Source organism: Paraburkholderia sp. JHI869 (genome assembly GCF_038900775.1).
Lineage (GTDB): Bacteria > Pseudomonadota > Gammaproteobacteria > Burkholderiales > Burkholderiaceae > Paraburkholderia.
The window spans coordinates 185,824-199,762 of record NZ_JAYMSC010000016.1; the positions used below are offsets into that span (position 1 = coordinate 185,824).

15 protein-coding genes and 1 riboswitch are annotated in these 13,939 nt (G+C 65.0%); of the genes, 6 read left to right on the forward strand and 9 right to left on the reverse strand.

What is annotated here, in order from left to right:
* Positions 1-152: 152 nt before the first annotated feature.
* From VSR72_RS25760 to VSR72_RS25775, 4 genes are all read right to left on the reverse strand, one after another.
* On the reverse strand, positions 153-797 hold the full coding sequence (locus VSR72_RS25760; protein ID WP_342955171.1) for a hypothetical protein: 645 nt from the start codon (positions 795-797) through the stop codon (positions 153-155).
* A 110-nt stretch (positions 798-907) separates the two neighbouring features.
* Complete coding sequence (locus VSR72_RS25765) at positions 908-1,876, reverse strand: ROK family protein (RefSeq protein WP_342955172.1); 969 nt, start codon at positions 1,874-1,876, stop codon at positions 908-910.
* Positions 1,877-1,919: 43 nt separating this feature from the next.
* Entirely contained in the window at positions 1,920-2,240 is a 321-nt protein-coding gene (locus VSR72_RS25770) for a hypothetical protein (protein ID WP_342955173.1), read from the reverse strand.
* A gap of 42 nt (positions 2,241-2,282) precedes the next feature.
* A riboswitch (SAM-I-IV-variant riboswitch) is annotated at positions 2,283-2,386 on the reverse strand.
* A gap of 117 nt (positions 2,387-2,503) precedes the next feature.
* Positions 2,504-4,258 (reverse strand): IlvD/Edd family dehydratase, encoded by a 1,755-nt coding sequence (locus VSR72_RS25775; protein ID WP_342955174.1) that lies wholly within the window; start codon positions 4,256-4,258, stop codon positions 2,504-2,506.
* A gap of 226 nt (positions 4,259-4,484) precedes the next feature.
* Between VSR72_RS25775 and zwf the strand changes: the two genes are divergently transcribed.
* Both zwf and VSR72_RS25785 read left to right on the forward strand, forming a co-directional pair.
* Positions 4,485-6,083 carry a glucose-6-phosphate dehydrogenase gene (zwf, locus tag VSR72_RS25780; protein ID WP_342955175.1) on the forward strand — a complete coding sequence of 533 codons (1,599 nt, stop codon included), beginning with the start codon at positions 4,485-4,487 and terminating at the stop codon, positions 6,081-6,083.
* A gap of 22 nt (positions 6,084-6,105) precedes the next feature.
* Positions 6,106-6,945 (forward strand): ROK family protein, encoded by an 840-nt coding sequence (locus VSR72_RS25785; protein ID WP_342955176.1) that lies wholly within the window; start codon positions 6,106-6,108, stop codon positions 6,943-6,945.
* 78 nt (positions 6,946-7,023) lie between these two features.
* On the opposite strand, the gene VSR72_RS25790 is transcribed toward VSR72_RS25785, so the two are convergent.
* Both VSR72_RS25790 and VSR72_RS25795 read right to left on the reverse strand, forming a co-directional pair.
* Complete coding sequence (locus VSR72_RS25790; RefSeq protein WP_342955177.1) at positions 7,024-8,844, reverse strand: chloride channel protein; 1,821 nt, start codon at positions 8,842-8,844, stop codon at positions 7,024-7,026.
* A 99-nt stretch (positions 8,845-8,943) separates the two neighbouring features.
* The gene (locus VSR72_RS25795; RefSeq protein ID WP_342955178.1) at positions 8,944-9,891 is read right to left on the reverse strand and encodes a LysR family transcriptional regulator; all 948 of its coding nucleotides are present in this window, start codon (positions 9,889-9,891) and stop codon (positions 8,944-8,946) included.
* Between the two features lie 138 nt (positions 9,892-10,029).
* Between VSR72_RS25795 and VSR72_RS25800 the strand changes: the two genes are divergently transcribed.
* The 4 genes from VSR72_RS25800 to VSR72_RS25815 all read left to right on the forward strand — a co-directional run bounded on the left by VSR72_RS25800 (position 10,030) and on the right by VSR72_RS25815 (position 12,568).
* Positions 10,030-11,247, forward strand: coding sequence for an FAD-dependent monooxygenase (locus VSR72_RS25800; protein ID WP_342955179.1), 1,218 nt, complete (start codon positions 10,030-10,032; stop codon positions 11,245-11,247).
* 83 nt (positions 11,248-11,330) lie between these two features.
* Positions 11,331-11,606, forward strand: coding sequence for a DUF6516 family protein (locus tag VSR72_RS25805; protein ID WP_342955180.1), 276 nt, complete (start codon positions 11,331-11,333; stop codon positions 11,604-11,606).
* Positions 11,603-11,947 (forward strand): hypothetical protein, encoded by a 345-nt coding sequence (locus tag VSR72_RS25810; RefSeq protein WP_342955181.1) that lies wholly within the window; start codon positions 11,603-11,605, stop codon positions 11,945-11,947. Before VSR72_RS25805 ends, VSR72_RS25810 begins: the two co-directional genes overlap by 4 nt.
* Before the next feature lie 90 nt (positions 11,948-12,037).
* Entirely contained in the window at positions 12,038-12,568 is a 531-nt protein-coding gene (locus VSR72_RS25815; RefSeq protein ID WP_342955182.1) for a cytochrome b, read from the forward strand.
* Positions 12,569-12,582: 14 nt separating this feature from the next.
* Here VSR72_RS25815 and VSR72_RS25820 read toward each other — a convergent pair whose 3' ends face one another.
* The 3 genes from VSR72_RS25820 to VSR72_RS25830 form a co-directional block, all read right to left on the reverse strand.
* Positions 12,583-13,008 (reverse strand): biopolymer transporter ExbD, encoded by a 426-nt coding sequence (locus tag VSR72_RS25820; RefSeq protein ID WP_342955183.1) that lies wholly within the window; start codon positions 13,006-13,008, stop codon positions 12,583-12,585.
* The gene (locus tag VSR72_RS25825; protein WP_342955184.1) at positions 13,005-13,703 is read right to left on the reverse strand and encodes a MotA/TolQ/ExbB proton channel family protein; all 699 of its coding nucleotides are present in this window, start codon (positions 13,701-13,703) and stop codon (positions 13,005-13,007) included. The genes VSR72_RS25820 and VSR72_RS25825 overlap by 4 nt, the downstream gene beginning before the upstream one ends.
* A 13-nt stretch (positions 13,704-13,716) precedes the next feature.
* On the reverse strand, positions 13,717-13,939 hold a 223-nt coding region (locus VSR72_RS25830; protein WP_342955185.1), incomplete at its 5' end, for an energy transducer TonB.

A 13,939-nucleotide genomic window follows, 5' to 3' on the forward strand; every position in this document is an offset into this window, starting at 1 on the left:
CAGCACAAGCCGCCAGAGCCGAGATTTCGGACGAACGGATCGAACCGGCAGACCTGCGCGACGGCGACAAGCTCGTCCGTCGCGGCCGTCCGCCGCTGAAGACGCACTCCCCCGCAGAGACCGAAGCATAACGGCGACAACCGCCCTGGTGTTCAACTATCAGGTGGCCGCGCGGGCACCTGCTGCCAGCCGCCGGGGCAGGTGCGCACATACGGGTAATAGGTCTGCGACGCTACGCAGAAGTACCAGACGCCATATGGTGCCTCGCCGCCCTGCCCGCCTTGCCCGCCGCCTTGTCCATACTGCTCGTTTTGATCGTACTGATTGGCGCCGCCGTACTGGGGCTCGACCTGGCCCTGTCCCTGGCCTTGTTCGATCCACTGCGTGGGCTGCGAGAAGTCGCCGGAAACGTACGGGTAATAGACGCTCGCGAGATACGGCGGGTAGTAGTACGGATAGAACGGATAGCCGTAGATGAAACCGGGGCCGAAGTAGAAGCCGACGCTCACCGACCCGCAGCAGCCATACCAGCCGTGATAGTAGCCGCCGTGATACCAGCCGTAGCCGTGGTAATACCCGCCATGGTAATAGCCGCCGTGGTTCCAGCCACCGCCGTTATAGCCGCCGTGGTAGCCGCCGCTCCAGCCGCTGCTGTGATTCGCGCCGCCCCAACCGCCGCCGCCCCAGCCACCGCCGCCGCCATGCACCCAGCCGCCACCTCGACCCGCGCTCGCCCCGGCGCTGATGCATAGCGCCACGAGCACGAGCAGGAGTCTGCACAATTCACGCCCTTTCATGATGCTCACCCCGATAGCCGCTGACCGATCACTACCGATAGCCGGTTGGCTTCATAGATCAGTTTAGGCGTCGGAAGCCCATTTTTCCTATGCGGGCGTTTCCCTGCGCGTTACGGTTCCCGACAATCGTCCTGCCTGGCAATGATGGCCGCGCCGATGAGTCCGCCGTCGTGCCGGAACGCACCTGGAACGACAACGCGTTCGCGAAATTCCCGCAGCGTGCGCTTGCGCACTGCCGCGTCCAGCGCGTCGATGAGTGGGGGCACGTTCGACAGGCCGCCGCAAACCGGGACGACCGAAGCGCCTGTGATATTGAGCACGGCGGCGAGGGGTTCCGATACGAGTGCAAGCCAGGCAGAAACGGTGCGCCGCGCGCGATCGCCGCCTTGCTGCCAGTCGTCGAGAATGGCGTGGCTGTCTTTCTGTTCGCCGTTCAGGAGCGCATTGAGCCGTTCCAGACCGCGCGCCGCGCCGATGGTATCGACGCAGCCCACGCGGCCGCAACCGCAAGGCAATGCGGGCACAGGCTCCATGTGGCCCATACCGTCGAAGTCGACGCGCGTGCTGACAGGCAGCCCGTGGCCCCATTCACCCGATATGCCGCTCGCACCGCCGACCACACGGCCGCCAACTACAAGTCCACCGCCGACACCGGAGCCGAGCACCACGCAAAACACGACATCGTGGCCCGCACCCGCGCCTTCCACTGCCTCTGCCAGCGCGAGGCAGTCTGCGTCGTTGGCAATGCGTACAGGCCGCTTGAGCCGGGCGGTCAATTCCGCGCCGAGCACGCGGCCCGAGACGCACGGAACGTTGGAAGCGCAAATCACGCCGCTTGCGGGATCAATCGCCCCCGCCATCGAAATGACGAGCGTCGAGCGGGTCTCGCCAATGTGACGATCCGCGAGGGATTCGAGGGTCGCGCCGAACGCCTCCCAGTTGTCGACGGGCGTCGGCATGCTTTCGACGAGGCGCACGCTGCCCGGACTGTCCGATACACCGAGCCTGACGTATGAGCCGCCGATGTCCGCGACAAAGACTCGTGGGTGTTGCCGTTGTTCAATGCTGGTGTCTGGCACGCTCGCTCCTCTTTCAGTGCATCGGCGACGCCAGCCTGCGGGTTCAGCGGGCGCGAACGAAATGATGCTCTATCTTCGCGCGCAACACGCCGTCGACGGCCGCGAGTTGTTCGCGCAGTCGCACCGCTCGTCCTTCGGTCATTTCGCCAAATACGATTTTTTGCTCGAGCACGTCGCCGCAGCGGGTCACTGCCCAGCGGTCGACAACGACCTGTTCGCCGTCGAGCACGCCGGCAGCGGTCGAAACGACGCCGAGATCCAGACCGGACACCAGATGCACGGTATGCGTGAGGGTGAAGCCAGGAAGGCAGTGCGAAAAGTCCTCACAGAGTGAGGACGTAGAGGCGGGGATATCGTGACGCATAGTGGCTCCGGATAAAGGTTGATCGAACCGGTGCCAGCTACGCTGCTCCCGTTTCGTTGCCGTCAATCGGCCGCATCGCCTCGAGGGCTTCCACCTTGCCCGGGAGGGCAGGTTGGCGTCGGTCAGTCCGACTCTGGATGCATTGCTACGCTTTGTTTCTCTTGTTCGATATTCCGAACATGCATTTCATTATACCGGAAATAGGGCGCTGGGCAAGAAGTGCGGCCAGGCGGGCCCGAGCGCCCGGCTTGCCGGCCTTGACGCTATTTCCGCGGGACTGCGCCGCGCGATTCGGTCGCTCTCAGGAAATCGAAGTCGGCGCCCTTGTCCGCCTGGGTCACGGTGTCCAGGAATAGCTTGTGATAACCGCGGCTTGCCGTGGGTACGGTAACCGGATTCGCGTGCGCCCGGCGCCGCAGTTCTTCGTCGTCCACGAGCAAGCTGATCTCGCGGTTCGCCACGCTCAAGCGGATGCGGTCGCCGTTACGAACGTGCGCGAGCGGGCCGCCTATGGCGGCTTCGGGCGTCACGTGCAGCACGATCGTCCCGAATGCCGTACCGCTCATGCGGCCATCCGATATGCGCACCATGTCTTTCACCCCGGCCCGCGCCAGCTTCTTCGGGATCGGAATGTAGCCAGCCTCGGGCATGCCCGGCGCGCCTTTAGGCCCGATGCGCTTAAGGACGATCACGTCGTCGGCGTGCACGTCGAGGTCGTCGGAGTCGATGCGGTTCGCCATATCGCTGGCGTCTTCGAACACGACCGCACGGCCCTCGTGTTCCATCAGCGCCGCCGATGCAGCCGATTGCTTGATGACCGCGCCACCCGGCGCGAGATTGCCGCGCAGAACGGCCAGTCCCCCTTGTGGGTAGATGGGTGCGCTGAGCGGCTTCACCACGTCTTGCGCGAAACGCGGACCCGTGCGCTCCATCTCCTCGCCCAACGTGCGGCCCGTCACGGTCATGGCATCGAGATGAAGCAAAGGTTTCAGCTCATGAAGCAGTGTGGCCATGCCGCCCGCCCGATGAAAATCTTCCATGTAATGCTCGCCGGACGGCTTCAGGGTGAGCAGCACCGGCGTTTCGCGACCCATGCGGTCCACCGCATCCAGATCGATGTCGAATCCCATGCGCCCGGCAATGGCGGCAAGATGCACGATGCCGTTCGTCGACCCGCCTATGGCCAGCAGCACCCGCAAGCCGTTCTCGAACGACTCCGCGCTGAGCACCTGGTCGATGGTGAGCCGGCGTCTGGCCATCTCCACGACCTGTGTGCCGGTTTGCTCGGCCACGCGCATGCGGTCCGATGTCACCGCTGGAGGCGAGGCGCCGCCCGGCATCGTCATGCCCATGGCTTCCGCCACGCAAGCCATCGTGCTGGCCGTGCCCATCACGGCACAGGTGCCCACGCTCGGCACGAGGCGGTCGTTCACTTCGGCGATCTCCTCCGCGGTGACTTCGCCCGCGCGAAACTTGCCCCAGTAGCGGCGGCAATCCGTACACGCGCCCACGCGTTCGCCGCGATGCGCGCCCGTCACCATCGACCCGGTAATGAGCTGAATGGCCGGAATGCCCGCCGATGCCGCGCCCATCAACTGCGCGGGCACGGTTTTGTCACAGCCGCCGATGAGCACGACCGCGTCCATGGGCTGCGCGCGAATCATCTCCTCGGTGTCCATCGACATGAGGTTTCGCATGAACATGCTCGTTGGCTGCGAAAAGCTCTCGTGGATCGAAATGGTCGGAAACTCCATCGGCAATCCGCCCGCCAGCAGAATGCCGCGCTTGAGCGCTTCGAGCAGTTGAGGCACGTTGCCGTGGCACGGGTTGTACGCGCTGCCCGTGTTCGTGATGCCGATGACCGGACGCTCGAGCGCGTCGTCGGTATAGCCGGCGCCTTTGATGAAGGCCTTGCGAAGGAATAGCGAAAAGCCCGTATCGCCGTAGTTGGTCAGTCCGCCACGCATGCCCTGGGGATCGTCAGCATCCTTTGCATCGGGGGATTTTTTTTCGGACATAGCCAACATCCTCGGGTCGGTTCGTTCAGATTGGTCAAAGCGCCGTCGCCGGTAAGGGTACTGCGAATCGGGACTGTGAATCGGGACTGTGAATCGGCCCGGCGAATCGCGCCAACGATATTACAAAATGCCTTCAATAGCGGATGGAACCGAATACGCGCAAACTCGGTCACTCAAGGTATCGGATTTGCTCGCCGTGTTCATTTCGGTCCACTGAAGCCAAATCATGTCGACGAAACAGACCCAGCCCGACTCCCTCAGCGCAAAGGTGCCTGCACATCCGCAGGGCGCACCGGCCGCCCCCGCGTCCCCCGCCGGCAAACATCCCGCGCCGCCCTGCACGCTCGTGATCTTTGGCGCGGGCGGCGATCTGACCAAACGCCTCCTGATGCCGGCGCTCTACAACCTCGCCGTCGACCATCTGCTCGACGACGGCATGAAGATCATCGGCGTGAATCATGGCGAGCGCGAAACGAAGGCGTGGTCCGACGAACTGCACGCCGCGCTGGAAAAATTCGCCGCCGACAAGGCGAGCACTTTTCACGCCGGCAAGCTCGACGGCAAAGCGTGGGACTGGGTCGCGCAGCGCCTTACCTACATGGCTGGCGAATTCGAGGACGACAGCGCGTTCCAGCGTCTCGCCCAGCAACTGAACGGCAAGCCGCGTGGCAACGTCGTGTTCTATCTCGCCGTGGGCGCGCGCTTCTTCAAGCCGATTATCGAGCATCTAGGCAAGGCCGGTTTGCTCGACGAAGGCAGCGACGGCAGCGGTATGTTCCGGCGCATCGTGATCGAGAAGCCCTTCGGCGCCGATCTCGCTTCGGCGCGCGACCTGAACCAGCACGTGCTGAGCTTCGCGAAAGAATCGCAGGTCTATCGCATCGACCATTTCCTCGGCAAGGACACGGTGCAGAGCATTCTCGCGATGCGTTTCGCCAACGCCATGTTCGAGCCTGTCTGGCGGCGCGAGTACATCGACAGCGTGCAAATTACGGCATCCGAAGTAATCGGCGTGGAAGGCCGCGGCAAGTTCTACGAGCAGACTGGCGCGTTCCGCGACATGGTGCCCAACCACCTCTTTCAACTGCTCGGCATGGTCGCGATGGAGCCGCCCAATTCGTTCGACGCCGAAGCGGTGCGCAACAAGAAGGCTGAAATCTTCGACGCGCTCAAGCCGCTCACGCCCGACGACGTGGTGTTCGGCCAATACGCAAATGGCCCGGCGGGCGTGGGCTACCGCGAAGAACCCAACGTGGCGCAGGACAGCCGCACCGAAACCTATGCCGCCGCGCGCGTGCACATCGACAACTGGCGCTGGGCGGGTGTGCCGTTCTATCTGCGCACCGGCAAGCGCCTCGCCGCGCGTCGCACGGAGATTTCGGTGCAGTTGAAGAGCGTGCCGTTTCTCCTCTTTCGCGACACGCCGGTCGATACGCTCACGCCCAATGTGCTGACGCTGCGTATCGATCCGACGCATGGCTCGAGCTTCGACTTCAACGTGAAGACGCCGGGGCCAGTGGTGCAGATCGGCCCGGTGCATTCCTCATTCGACTACGATGACTTCTTCGCGGAGCGCGCCAACGTCGGCTACGAAACCCTGCTCTACGATTGCATGCTCGGCGACCAGACGCTGTTTCAACGCGCCGACGGCATCGAGGCGGCGTGGTCAACGGTGGACGGCGTACTGCACCCGGAACTCGACGCCGCGCTTCCCGTGTACGACTACGCCTCGGGCAGCGAAGGACCGGCGCAGGCCGATGCGCTGCTCGCGCGCGACGGCCGCGCGTGGCGCCCGCTCGCGCAGACGCAAGCAAAGAAGAAGTGAACCAGACAGCCAAGGAGAACGTATGGCCAAAATCGAAAAAGCGGTCAAGAAAAGCGCTGTAAAAAGCGCGGTGAGCGCGGCGCACAACGCGCAGAACATCGAAAACATCCTCGCCATCGACGTAGGCGGAACGGGCCTGAAAGCCGCGATCATCGACGCGAACGGCAACATGCGCACGGAGCGCGTGCGCGTGGCGACGCCGCATCCGTGCCCGCCCGAATTGCTTGTCGATACGCTCGCCACGCTCGTCGATCCGTTGCTTAAGCAGTATCCCTCGACGCACGTGTCGATCGGCTTTCCTGGTTTCGTGCGCAACAATCATGTGTTGACCGCGCCGCATCTCGGCCCCAAAGGCTGGAACGATGTGCCGCTCGCGCAAATGCTCGGCGAGCGACTTGGCATTACCTCGGTGCGCATGATCAACGACGCGGAAATGCAGGGCCTCGCCGCCATCGAAGGAGAAGGCCTCGAATTCGTGATGACGCTCGGCACCGGCGTGGGCACGGCCATGTTCCGTGACGGCGAACTGATGCCGCACCTCGAACTCGCGCATCATCCGGTCAGCAAGAAACACGCTTACGACGAGTACATCGGCGACGCCGCGCGCAGCAAGGCCGGCAACAAGCGCTGGAACGTGCGCGTCGAGAAGATCATCGGCATCCTCGATTCGCTCGTGCACTACGACAAGCTGTGGATAGGCGGCGGCAACGCGGCCCGGCTCACGTTCGACCTGCCGCCGAATGTGGCGACCGTGTCGAACGACCGGGGCATCGAAGGCGGCGCACGCCTCTGGCACCCGCGCTCGGTGCGCGAAACGCGCCAGTTGCCCGCTGCCACACAGCGCGCGGGCAAATTCCGCTAACTAGCTAGCTCGAGGGCTAACCCACGCCGGGCCAGGGCAACGCGCTGGCCCGCGTACCCACCTTGCGCCCAACAGAGTTCAGTGTTCGGCTTCGGCGCGCTCGTCCGTCATGGCCGTGCGCTTGCTGGTGGGTGCGAAGCGCTCGCTGCGCGGCACCCATACGCGGCGGAACTGTTCGCGCTCGCGCTCTTCGGTGAACACCGAAAGCGAAGGCTTGACGAGATCGTGGCGCGAAACGATGCCGAGCAGGCGGCGCGTTTTTTCGTCGTCCACGACTGGCACGCGGTCGAGGCCCGTGATGGCCAGCCGCGCCGCCACGTTCCTGCAGGTCTCGCCTGGCAGCGCGACTTCGGGCAGCGCATTGGAGAAGAGCGCGCCAATGGGCGCATCCGCCGAACTGGCCAGCGCACGGTCGAGCAGCGCGCGATCGGCCATGCCCACGAGCACGCCGTTGTCGACCACAGGGAACGCGCGGAACTTCTGCTGCGCGCCGAAGTAGGTGCGCAGCACGTCGGTGACTGTGGTGCGGGCGTCGATCGACTGCACGCCTTTGGTCATGACCTCTTCCACGTAGTGCCGCTCCAACGGGTCGATGCTGTATTCGCGGTAGATGTGATAGCCGCGGCGCGCGATCTTCTCGGTGAGAATCGAGCGGCGCATGAGCAGCACGGTAAAACCGTACGCGACCGCAGCCGAAGCGAGCAGCGGAAGCAACGCGTTGGCGTCGCCCGTGAGTTCGAACGCGAACACGGCGGCCATGACCGGCGCGCGCATCATGCCGCCAAGCGCCGCCGCCATGAAGATGAGCGGCCACACTGCGGGCTCGTGGCCGGGCATGTACGGGCCGACCAGCGCGCCCACGCCCGCACCCATCATCAGCAACGGCGCGAGCACGCCGCCCGAGGTGCCCGAAGCGAGCGCAATGACCCAGATAATCGCCTTGACGACCACGATGCCGATCACCGCCGACATGGCGAGGTGGTTGTGCAGCAAGTCGCCGATCACGTCGTAGCCCACGCCGAGCGTGCGCGGCTCAAAATACCCGCCAATGCCCACGGCGATGGCGCCCAGCGCGGGCCACCACATCCAGTGGATCGGCAGCTTGCCGAACAGGTCTTCGACCTTGTAGAGCCACGTGGAAAGGCCCCACGACAAGGCGCCCGCAACAACGCCGGCAATGCACGACGACACCATGCCGACGGCCCCGAGCGGCATGGTTTGCAGCGGAAAGAGCGGGCCGCTGCCGAGCAGCAGCGGACGTGTGAACCCGGCCACGACGCAGGCAATCGCAACGGGCAGCAAGCTGCGGGGCCGCAATTCGAACAACAGCAGTTCGATGGCGAGCAGCACGGCGGCGACCGGCGTGCCGAACACCGCCGTCATGCCCGCCACCGCCCCCGCGACGAGCAGCGCCTTGCGCTCTGCCCCCGAGAGGTGGAAGAACTGCGCGATGAGCGAGCCGATCGCGCCGCCCGTCATGATGATCGGGCCTTCGGCGCCGAACGGCCCGCCGCTGCCGATCGCAATGGCCGAGGCCAGCGGCTTGAGCACGGCGACTTTTGGCGACATCTTGCTCTTGCCGAACAAAATGGCTTCGATGGCTTCGGGAATGCCGTGGCCGCGAATCTGCTCTGACCCATAGCGCGCAATCAGCCCCACGATCAGCCCGCCGATTACGGGCATGGCGACCACGAGCACGCCGAGTGTGTTCTCCGCCGGCGAATGATTCGCCGTGGAAAACGACTGAAAGAAAAACAGATTCGTGAAGAAGCGGATGAGGTGCAGAAGGAAGTCCGCCGCGACGGTGCTCAGCGCGCCCCCTGCGGCCGCAATGACGCTAATGCGCAGAAGCCTGACATCGGTTGCGAAATCGCCCCTGTCGTCGTTGTGATTGCTCATGGTTCCCTTTACTGCATCAAGATATGCCGGTCCTGCTCTCCCGCACTTTATATCACATTATGATGTATCTCGTGACGCTGGCTGACATCGCCAGTTAATTCACACTGCGCGCGTCGCGCCGCCGCTCTTGCGGGTCTGCCCGCCCCCGTCGGCGAAAAGTTCGATCACGAGTTCGCGCAGCCAGCGGTTGCCTTCGTCGTGCTGCACGCGTGCGTGCCAGAGCAAATGAATGGGCGCGGCGGGCAACTTCATGGGCAGCGCGCTCAGGCTCAGCGAAAACGGCTTGGCCAGTTGCAGCGCAAGCCGCTCCGGCACTGTGGCGATCAGATCGGTGCGTTCGAGGATATAACCCACGCTCATGAAGTGCGGCACGGTGAGCCGCACCTGGCGCTTCACGCCGCGCCGTTTCAGCCATTCGTCCACCTGGCCGTGCCCCGTGCCCGCCGACACCACCACGAGATGCTCGGCCTCGCGCCAGCCCGCGAGCGTGAGCGGCGCGTTCTCCAGCGGATGACCACGCCGGAAGAGGCACACGTAGCGCTGATCGAAGAGGCGCCGCTGGTAGAAGCCGCCCTTGAGTTGCGGCAGCAAGCCGATGGCGAGATCGACGCGGCCGTCGGCCATCTCGTCGCTGAGACTGACGCCCGTATTGCGCACGGTATTGAGCGCGACGCCCGGCGCCTCGCGCGCGAGCCGCTCCAGCAGCGCGGGCAAAAACACGACCTCGCCGATATCGGTCATGCCGATCGTTATCATGCGCGTGGCGCGCAGCGGATCGAACCCAGCCACGGGATTGAGCGCGCCGTGCAGCGTGGCGAGCGCCTGCGCAACCGGGTCCGCGAGACGCAGCGCGAACGGCGTGGGCACCACGCCGCCCGGTCCGCGCACGAAGAGCGGATCGCCCAGCAGGCGGCGCAGTTTCGCGAGCGCGTTGCTCACGCCGGGCTGGCTCATGTTCATCTGCTCGGCCACGCTCGCCACGCGCCGCTCCCGCATGAGCCGATGAAACAGCAGCAGGAGATTGAGGTCGATTTCGCCGAGTTCCATTCATTCAATCCAGTGATGAAGCAGATTCATCCCATTTTATTGTGGAATGAAGTGTGGCTGCCGAGAATACGGACACGGTGTGCGCGTGACGAACCCACGCTAGCCGGCCCCATAAATCTGAATATCGGAGACACAGTCATGAAACAGCGTGATCTGAAGATTGCAATCGTCGGCGCAGGGATCGGCGGCCTCACACTGGCGCTTGCGCTGCGCGAGCACGGCATCGACGCGCAGCTCTTCGAGCAGACCGACGAGCTGCGCGAAGTGGGCGCAGCCGTCGCGCTCTCGGCCAACGCCACGCGCTTCTATGAGCGCATGGGCCTGCGCCCGGCGTTCGAAAAAGTGTGCGCGGAAGTGCCGGGACTCGTCTATCGCGACGGACGCAACGGCGACGTGATCGGCCACCATCGCGGCGCACCGAACTATCGCGAGCAATTCGGCGGCTCTTACTGGGGCGTGCATCGCGCCGATCTACAGGCGGTGCTGTCGAGCGCGGTCGGGCTCGAGCGCATCAAGCTGAGCCATCGGCTCGTCGATCTCGCGCAGCATTCCGATCGCGTGAGCCTCACGTTCGCGAACGGCGAACGCGTCGATGCCGACCTCGTGATCGGCGCCGATGGCGCGCGCTCCATCACGCGGCGCTGGATGCTGGGCTACGACGACGCGCTGTATTCGGGCTGCTCGGGCTTTCGCGGCGTGGTGCCGGCGGAGTGCATGGACCTGTTGCCCGATCCCGAGACCATTCAGTTCTGGGTCGGGCCCGGCGGCCATCTGCTGCACTACCCGATTGGCGACAAGGGTGATCAGAACTTCCTGCTGGTGGAGCGCCATCCCTCGCCGTGGCCGTCGCGCGAATGGGTCATGCCAGCCCAGGAGGGCGAGCAACTGCGCCTGTTCAAGGACTGGCACCCCGCCGTCGTGCAGATGATCACCGCGGTGCCGATCAGCCAGCGCTGGGGTCTGTTCCACCGTCCGCCGCTCGGCCGCTGGAGCAAGGGCCGCATCACGCTGATCGGCGACGCCGCGCATGCGCTCGTGCCGCACCACGGCCAGGGCGCGAACCAGTCGATCGAAGATGCCGTGGTGCTGGCCGACCAGTTGGCGAAGGCAGGACCGGGCAATTGGCGCGAAGCCCAGGAAGCTTACGAGCGCCTGCGCCGGGGCCGCACGCGCAAGGTGCAGTACGCTTCGATTACGACGGCGGACGTGCTGCATCTGCCCGATGGCCCGGCCGCCCAGGAGCGCAACGCCCGGCTCGGCTCGCGCGCGGGCGTGATGAATCATCTGGACTGGATCCACGATTTCGACGCGCTTGCCCAGGAGCCGAACGAGCGACAAGGGGGGACGTGGCTTTGAGGGGGGACAATGGCGTACCGTATGGCGCTTGACGCCATACTTGCAATTATGGCATGGTACGCCATATGAAAAGACGAGCCACGTTGCTGTTCGAAGACCGGACGGTCTTCCCCGACGGCGCGATCGTCGAAATGCGAATCTGGCGCCTGCCTCAACCGGACCGGGAGCGGCCCCACGGCCTGAAGTACAGTTTGTTCTATGGTGTGGCGGGCCGGCGCATCGTCGGCTATGACAATGAGCGCGGAAAGGGAGACCACCGGCACTACCGCGACCGCGAGGAGCCCTACGCATTTTCGAGCGTCGATCGCATGGTGTCGGACTTCCTGGACGATGTCGAACGCGAAAGGAGCGGAACATGAAAAAATTGAGCGTAAACGTAGGCAGTCTGCGCGACATGGGCGACCGTTTCGCCACCGCCTTCAAACGTGCGCAAGCGGGTGAAAACATCGAGGAGCGCAACGTCACGTTTCTCTCGTGGGAAGCGCTCACTTCCACACTCACGCCCAAGCGGCTAGAGCTGCTTCGGCATTTGCATCGCCAGGGTGCTGAAAGCATCAAGGCGCTCGCTGAATCGCTGGGCCGCGACTACAAGCGGGTCCATGAAGACGTCGTGGCGCTGGAAACCGCGGGGATGGTCGTGCGCGAGGGCAACCGGCTGAGCGCACCGTGGGACGCGGTCACCGCCGAGGTGACGCTTTAGCGGGCCGGGGCCGCTGCTGTTAATGATCCGTTAATCTCGGCACACTACAATCGCCGTTTTCAACCGACCATTTCTCCGCAAGGAGCGCCCATGCAAACCACCGCCGACTCGCGTTACGACTTCGTTGCACGTCTGCTGCACTGGCTCGTCGTCGCCCTCGTCGCGGCGCAGTTCGTGATCGGCTGGACCATGCCCGACGTACACCGCGACACGCGCCCTGTCGGCGAAATCGCGTGGCATCTGGGCGTCGGCACGGCGCTCGTCGCCGCCATGGCGTGCCGCCTGATCTGGCGCGCCACCCATCGCCCGCCGCCCGACAACCAGACGCCGTTGATGCGCGCCGTGGCGGCACTCACGCATATCGGTCTCTACGCCCTGCTCATCGCAGTGCCCGTGCTCGGATGGATCAACGCTTCGTCGCGTGCGTGGGACGTCACGCTGTTCGGCGCCATCCCCCTGCCCGCGCTCTCGCCTGCGGGTTCGTCGTTCGGGCACGCCATGGGCGACGTCCACAGCGTGCTCGCGTGGGTGCTGTTTGCGCTCATCTGCCTGCATGTGGCCGCGGCGCTCTTTCATCGCTTCGTGCTCAACGATCGTGTGCTGCAGCGCATGAAGCTCTAGCCGTCATTGGCCACTCAGTCACGTCGCGGCGCATCCGGCTCGGTCACGAAGCCGACCTTCGCGAGTCCTGCCGCACTCGTGGCCGCGAGCAACTTCGCGATGCGCCCGTACGGCGTGGCGCGATCGGCCGAGAGCCGGATTTCGGGCTGCGGCGTGCGCCTCGCGGCGGCGGCCAGCCGCGCAGCCAGGCTGGACTCCTGAACAGGCTGCGCGTTCCAGCTCATGTGCCCTTGCGCATCGACCACGATATCGACGTGCGGAGCGGTCAGGTCTTCGCGCTGACTGCTTGCACGCGGCAACGCCAGCTTCGCGGCATGGTGCAGAACCGGCAACGTCACCATGAAGATGACGAGCAGCACGAGCATCACGTCGATCAGCGGCGTCATGTTGATGTCGGCCGCCGGCATCGCTTCGTCATCCTGATCTTGTTCGCCGTTCATACCCGCTCCTTTACCGTTGCAGTTGGCACGGGTGCGCTACCCGTGAGCAAGAAGGCGTGCACGCCGTATGCGAAGCGGTTGAGCTGCGCGACGATATCGCGCGAGACGCGCGCGAGCGCGTGATGGCCAAGCACGGCGGGAATCGCCACGCACAGGCCGAGCGCCGTCATGATGAGCGCTTCGCCAACGGGCCCCGCGACGTGTTCGAGACTCGCGTCGCCATTCGCGCCCAGTGCGAGCAGCGCATGGTAGATGCCCCACACGGTGCCGAGCAGGCCGACGAACGGCGCGGTGCTGCCGATCGAGGCAAGCAGTCCGAGCCCGCGCTGAAGACGCGCGGCGCTGTCGCTCACCGAAGCCCTGAGGCTGCGCAGCAGCCACTCGCTCAAATCGACGCGCCCCCGGTGCCCCGCACCGCTCGCCTCGTGGTGCGCGAGCGCGCGCTGGCCTGCGCTCGCCAACTCGATGAACGGTGTGCCGGGGCGGCCCAACGTGTCGACGCTATCGCCAGCCCGGCTTGCTTCCCAGAAGCCTCGTTGCGCGGAGCCGGCATGGCGGCGAAGGCGCGCAAACTCCAAAGCCTTGAATACGATCACCGACCACGACACGACCGACATCGCGACGAGCAGCGCCGCAACGAAGCGCGTCATCGGATCGCCCTCGGCCCACAGGTGCGCGATTCCATAAGTTGGCATGAGATCCTCCGTTTCATTCGCTGAGGGTGAACGTGAACGGCACATCGGCGCGTGCCGGCTCCGGCTTGCCGTCCTCCGCATAGGGCCGGCAGCGGCTCGCTAGCGCCGCGTCGCGCGCCGCTTCGTCGAGTCTGGCGTAGCCACTGGTCGTCGCTACGCGCGCGGCGATCACACGGCCGTCCGCCGCGGTATCGAGTTCGATGATGGCCGTGCCCGCCTCGGCGCGTCGCAAGGAC

Excerpts from the sequence above, each read along its gene's own strand:
- VSR72_RS25815 (WP_342955182.1), top strand. The coding sequence starts at position 12,038 with ATGCAAACCACCGCCGACTCGCGTTACGACTTCGTTGCACGTCTGCTG.
- VSR72_RS25760 (WP_342955171.1), bottom strand. The coding sequence starts at position 797 with ATGAAAGGGCGTGAATTGTGCAGACTCCTGCTCGTGCTCGTGGCGCTA.
- VSR72_RS25810 (WP_342955181.1), top strand. The coding sequence starts at position 11,603 with ATGAAAAAATTGAGCGTAAACGTAGGCAGTCTGCGCGACATGGGCGAC.
- VSR72_RS25790 (WP_342955177.1), bottom strand. The coding sequence starts at position 8,844 with ATGAGCAATCACAACGACGACAGGGGCGATTTCGCAACCGATGTCAGG.
- VSR72_RS25795 (WP_342955178.1), bottom strand. The coding sequence starts at position 9,891 with ATGGAACTCGGCGAAATCGACCTCAATCTCCTGCTGCTGTTTCATCGG.
- VSR72_RS25825 (WP_342955184.1), bottom strand. The coding sequence starts at position 13,703 with ATGCCAACTTATGGAATCGCGCACCTGTGGGCCGAGGGCGATCCGATG.
- zwf (WP_342955175.1), top strand. The coding sequence starts at position 4,485 with ATGTCGACGAAACAGACCCAGCCCGACTCCCTCAGCGCAAAGGTGCCT.
- VSR72_RS25770 (WP_342955173.1), bottom strand. The coding sequence starts at position 2,240 with ATGCGTCACGATATCCCCGCCTCTACGTCCTCACTCTGTGAGGACTTT.
- VSR72_RS25785 (WP_342955176.1), top strand. The coding sequence starts at position 6,106 with ATGGCCAAAATCGAAAAAGCGGTCAAGAAAAGCGCTGTAAAAAGCGCG.
- VSR72_RS25800 (WP_342955179.1), top strand. The coding sequence starts at position 10,030 with ATGAAACAGCGTGATCTGAAGATTGCAATCGTCGGCGCAGGGATCGGC.
- VSR72_RS25775 (WP_342955174.1), bottom strand. The coding sequence starts at position 4,258 with ATGTCCGAAAAAAAATCCCCCGATGCAAAGGATGCTGACGATCCCCAG.
- VSR72_RS25820 (WP_342955183.1), bottom strand. The coding sequence starts at position 13,008 with ATGAACGGCGAACAAGATCAGGATGACGAAGCGATGCCGGCGGCCGAC.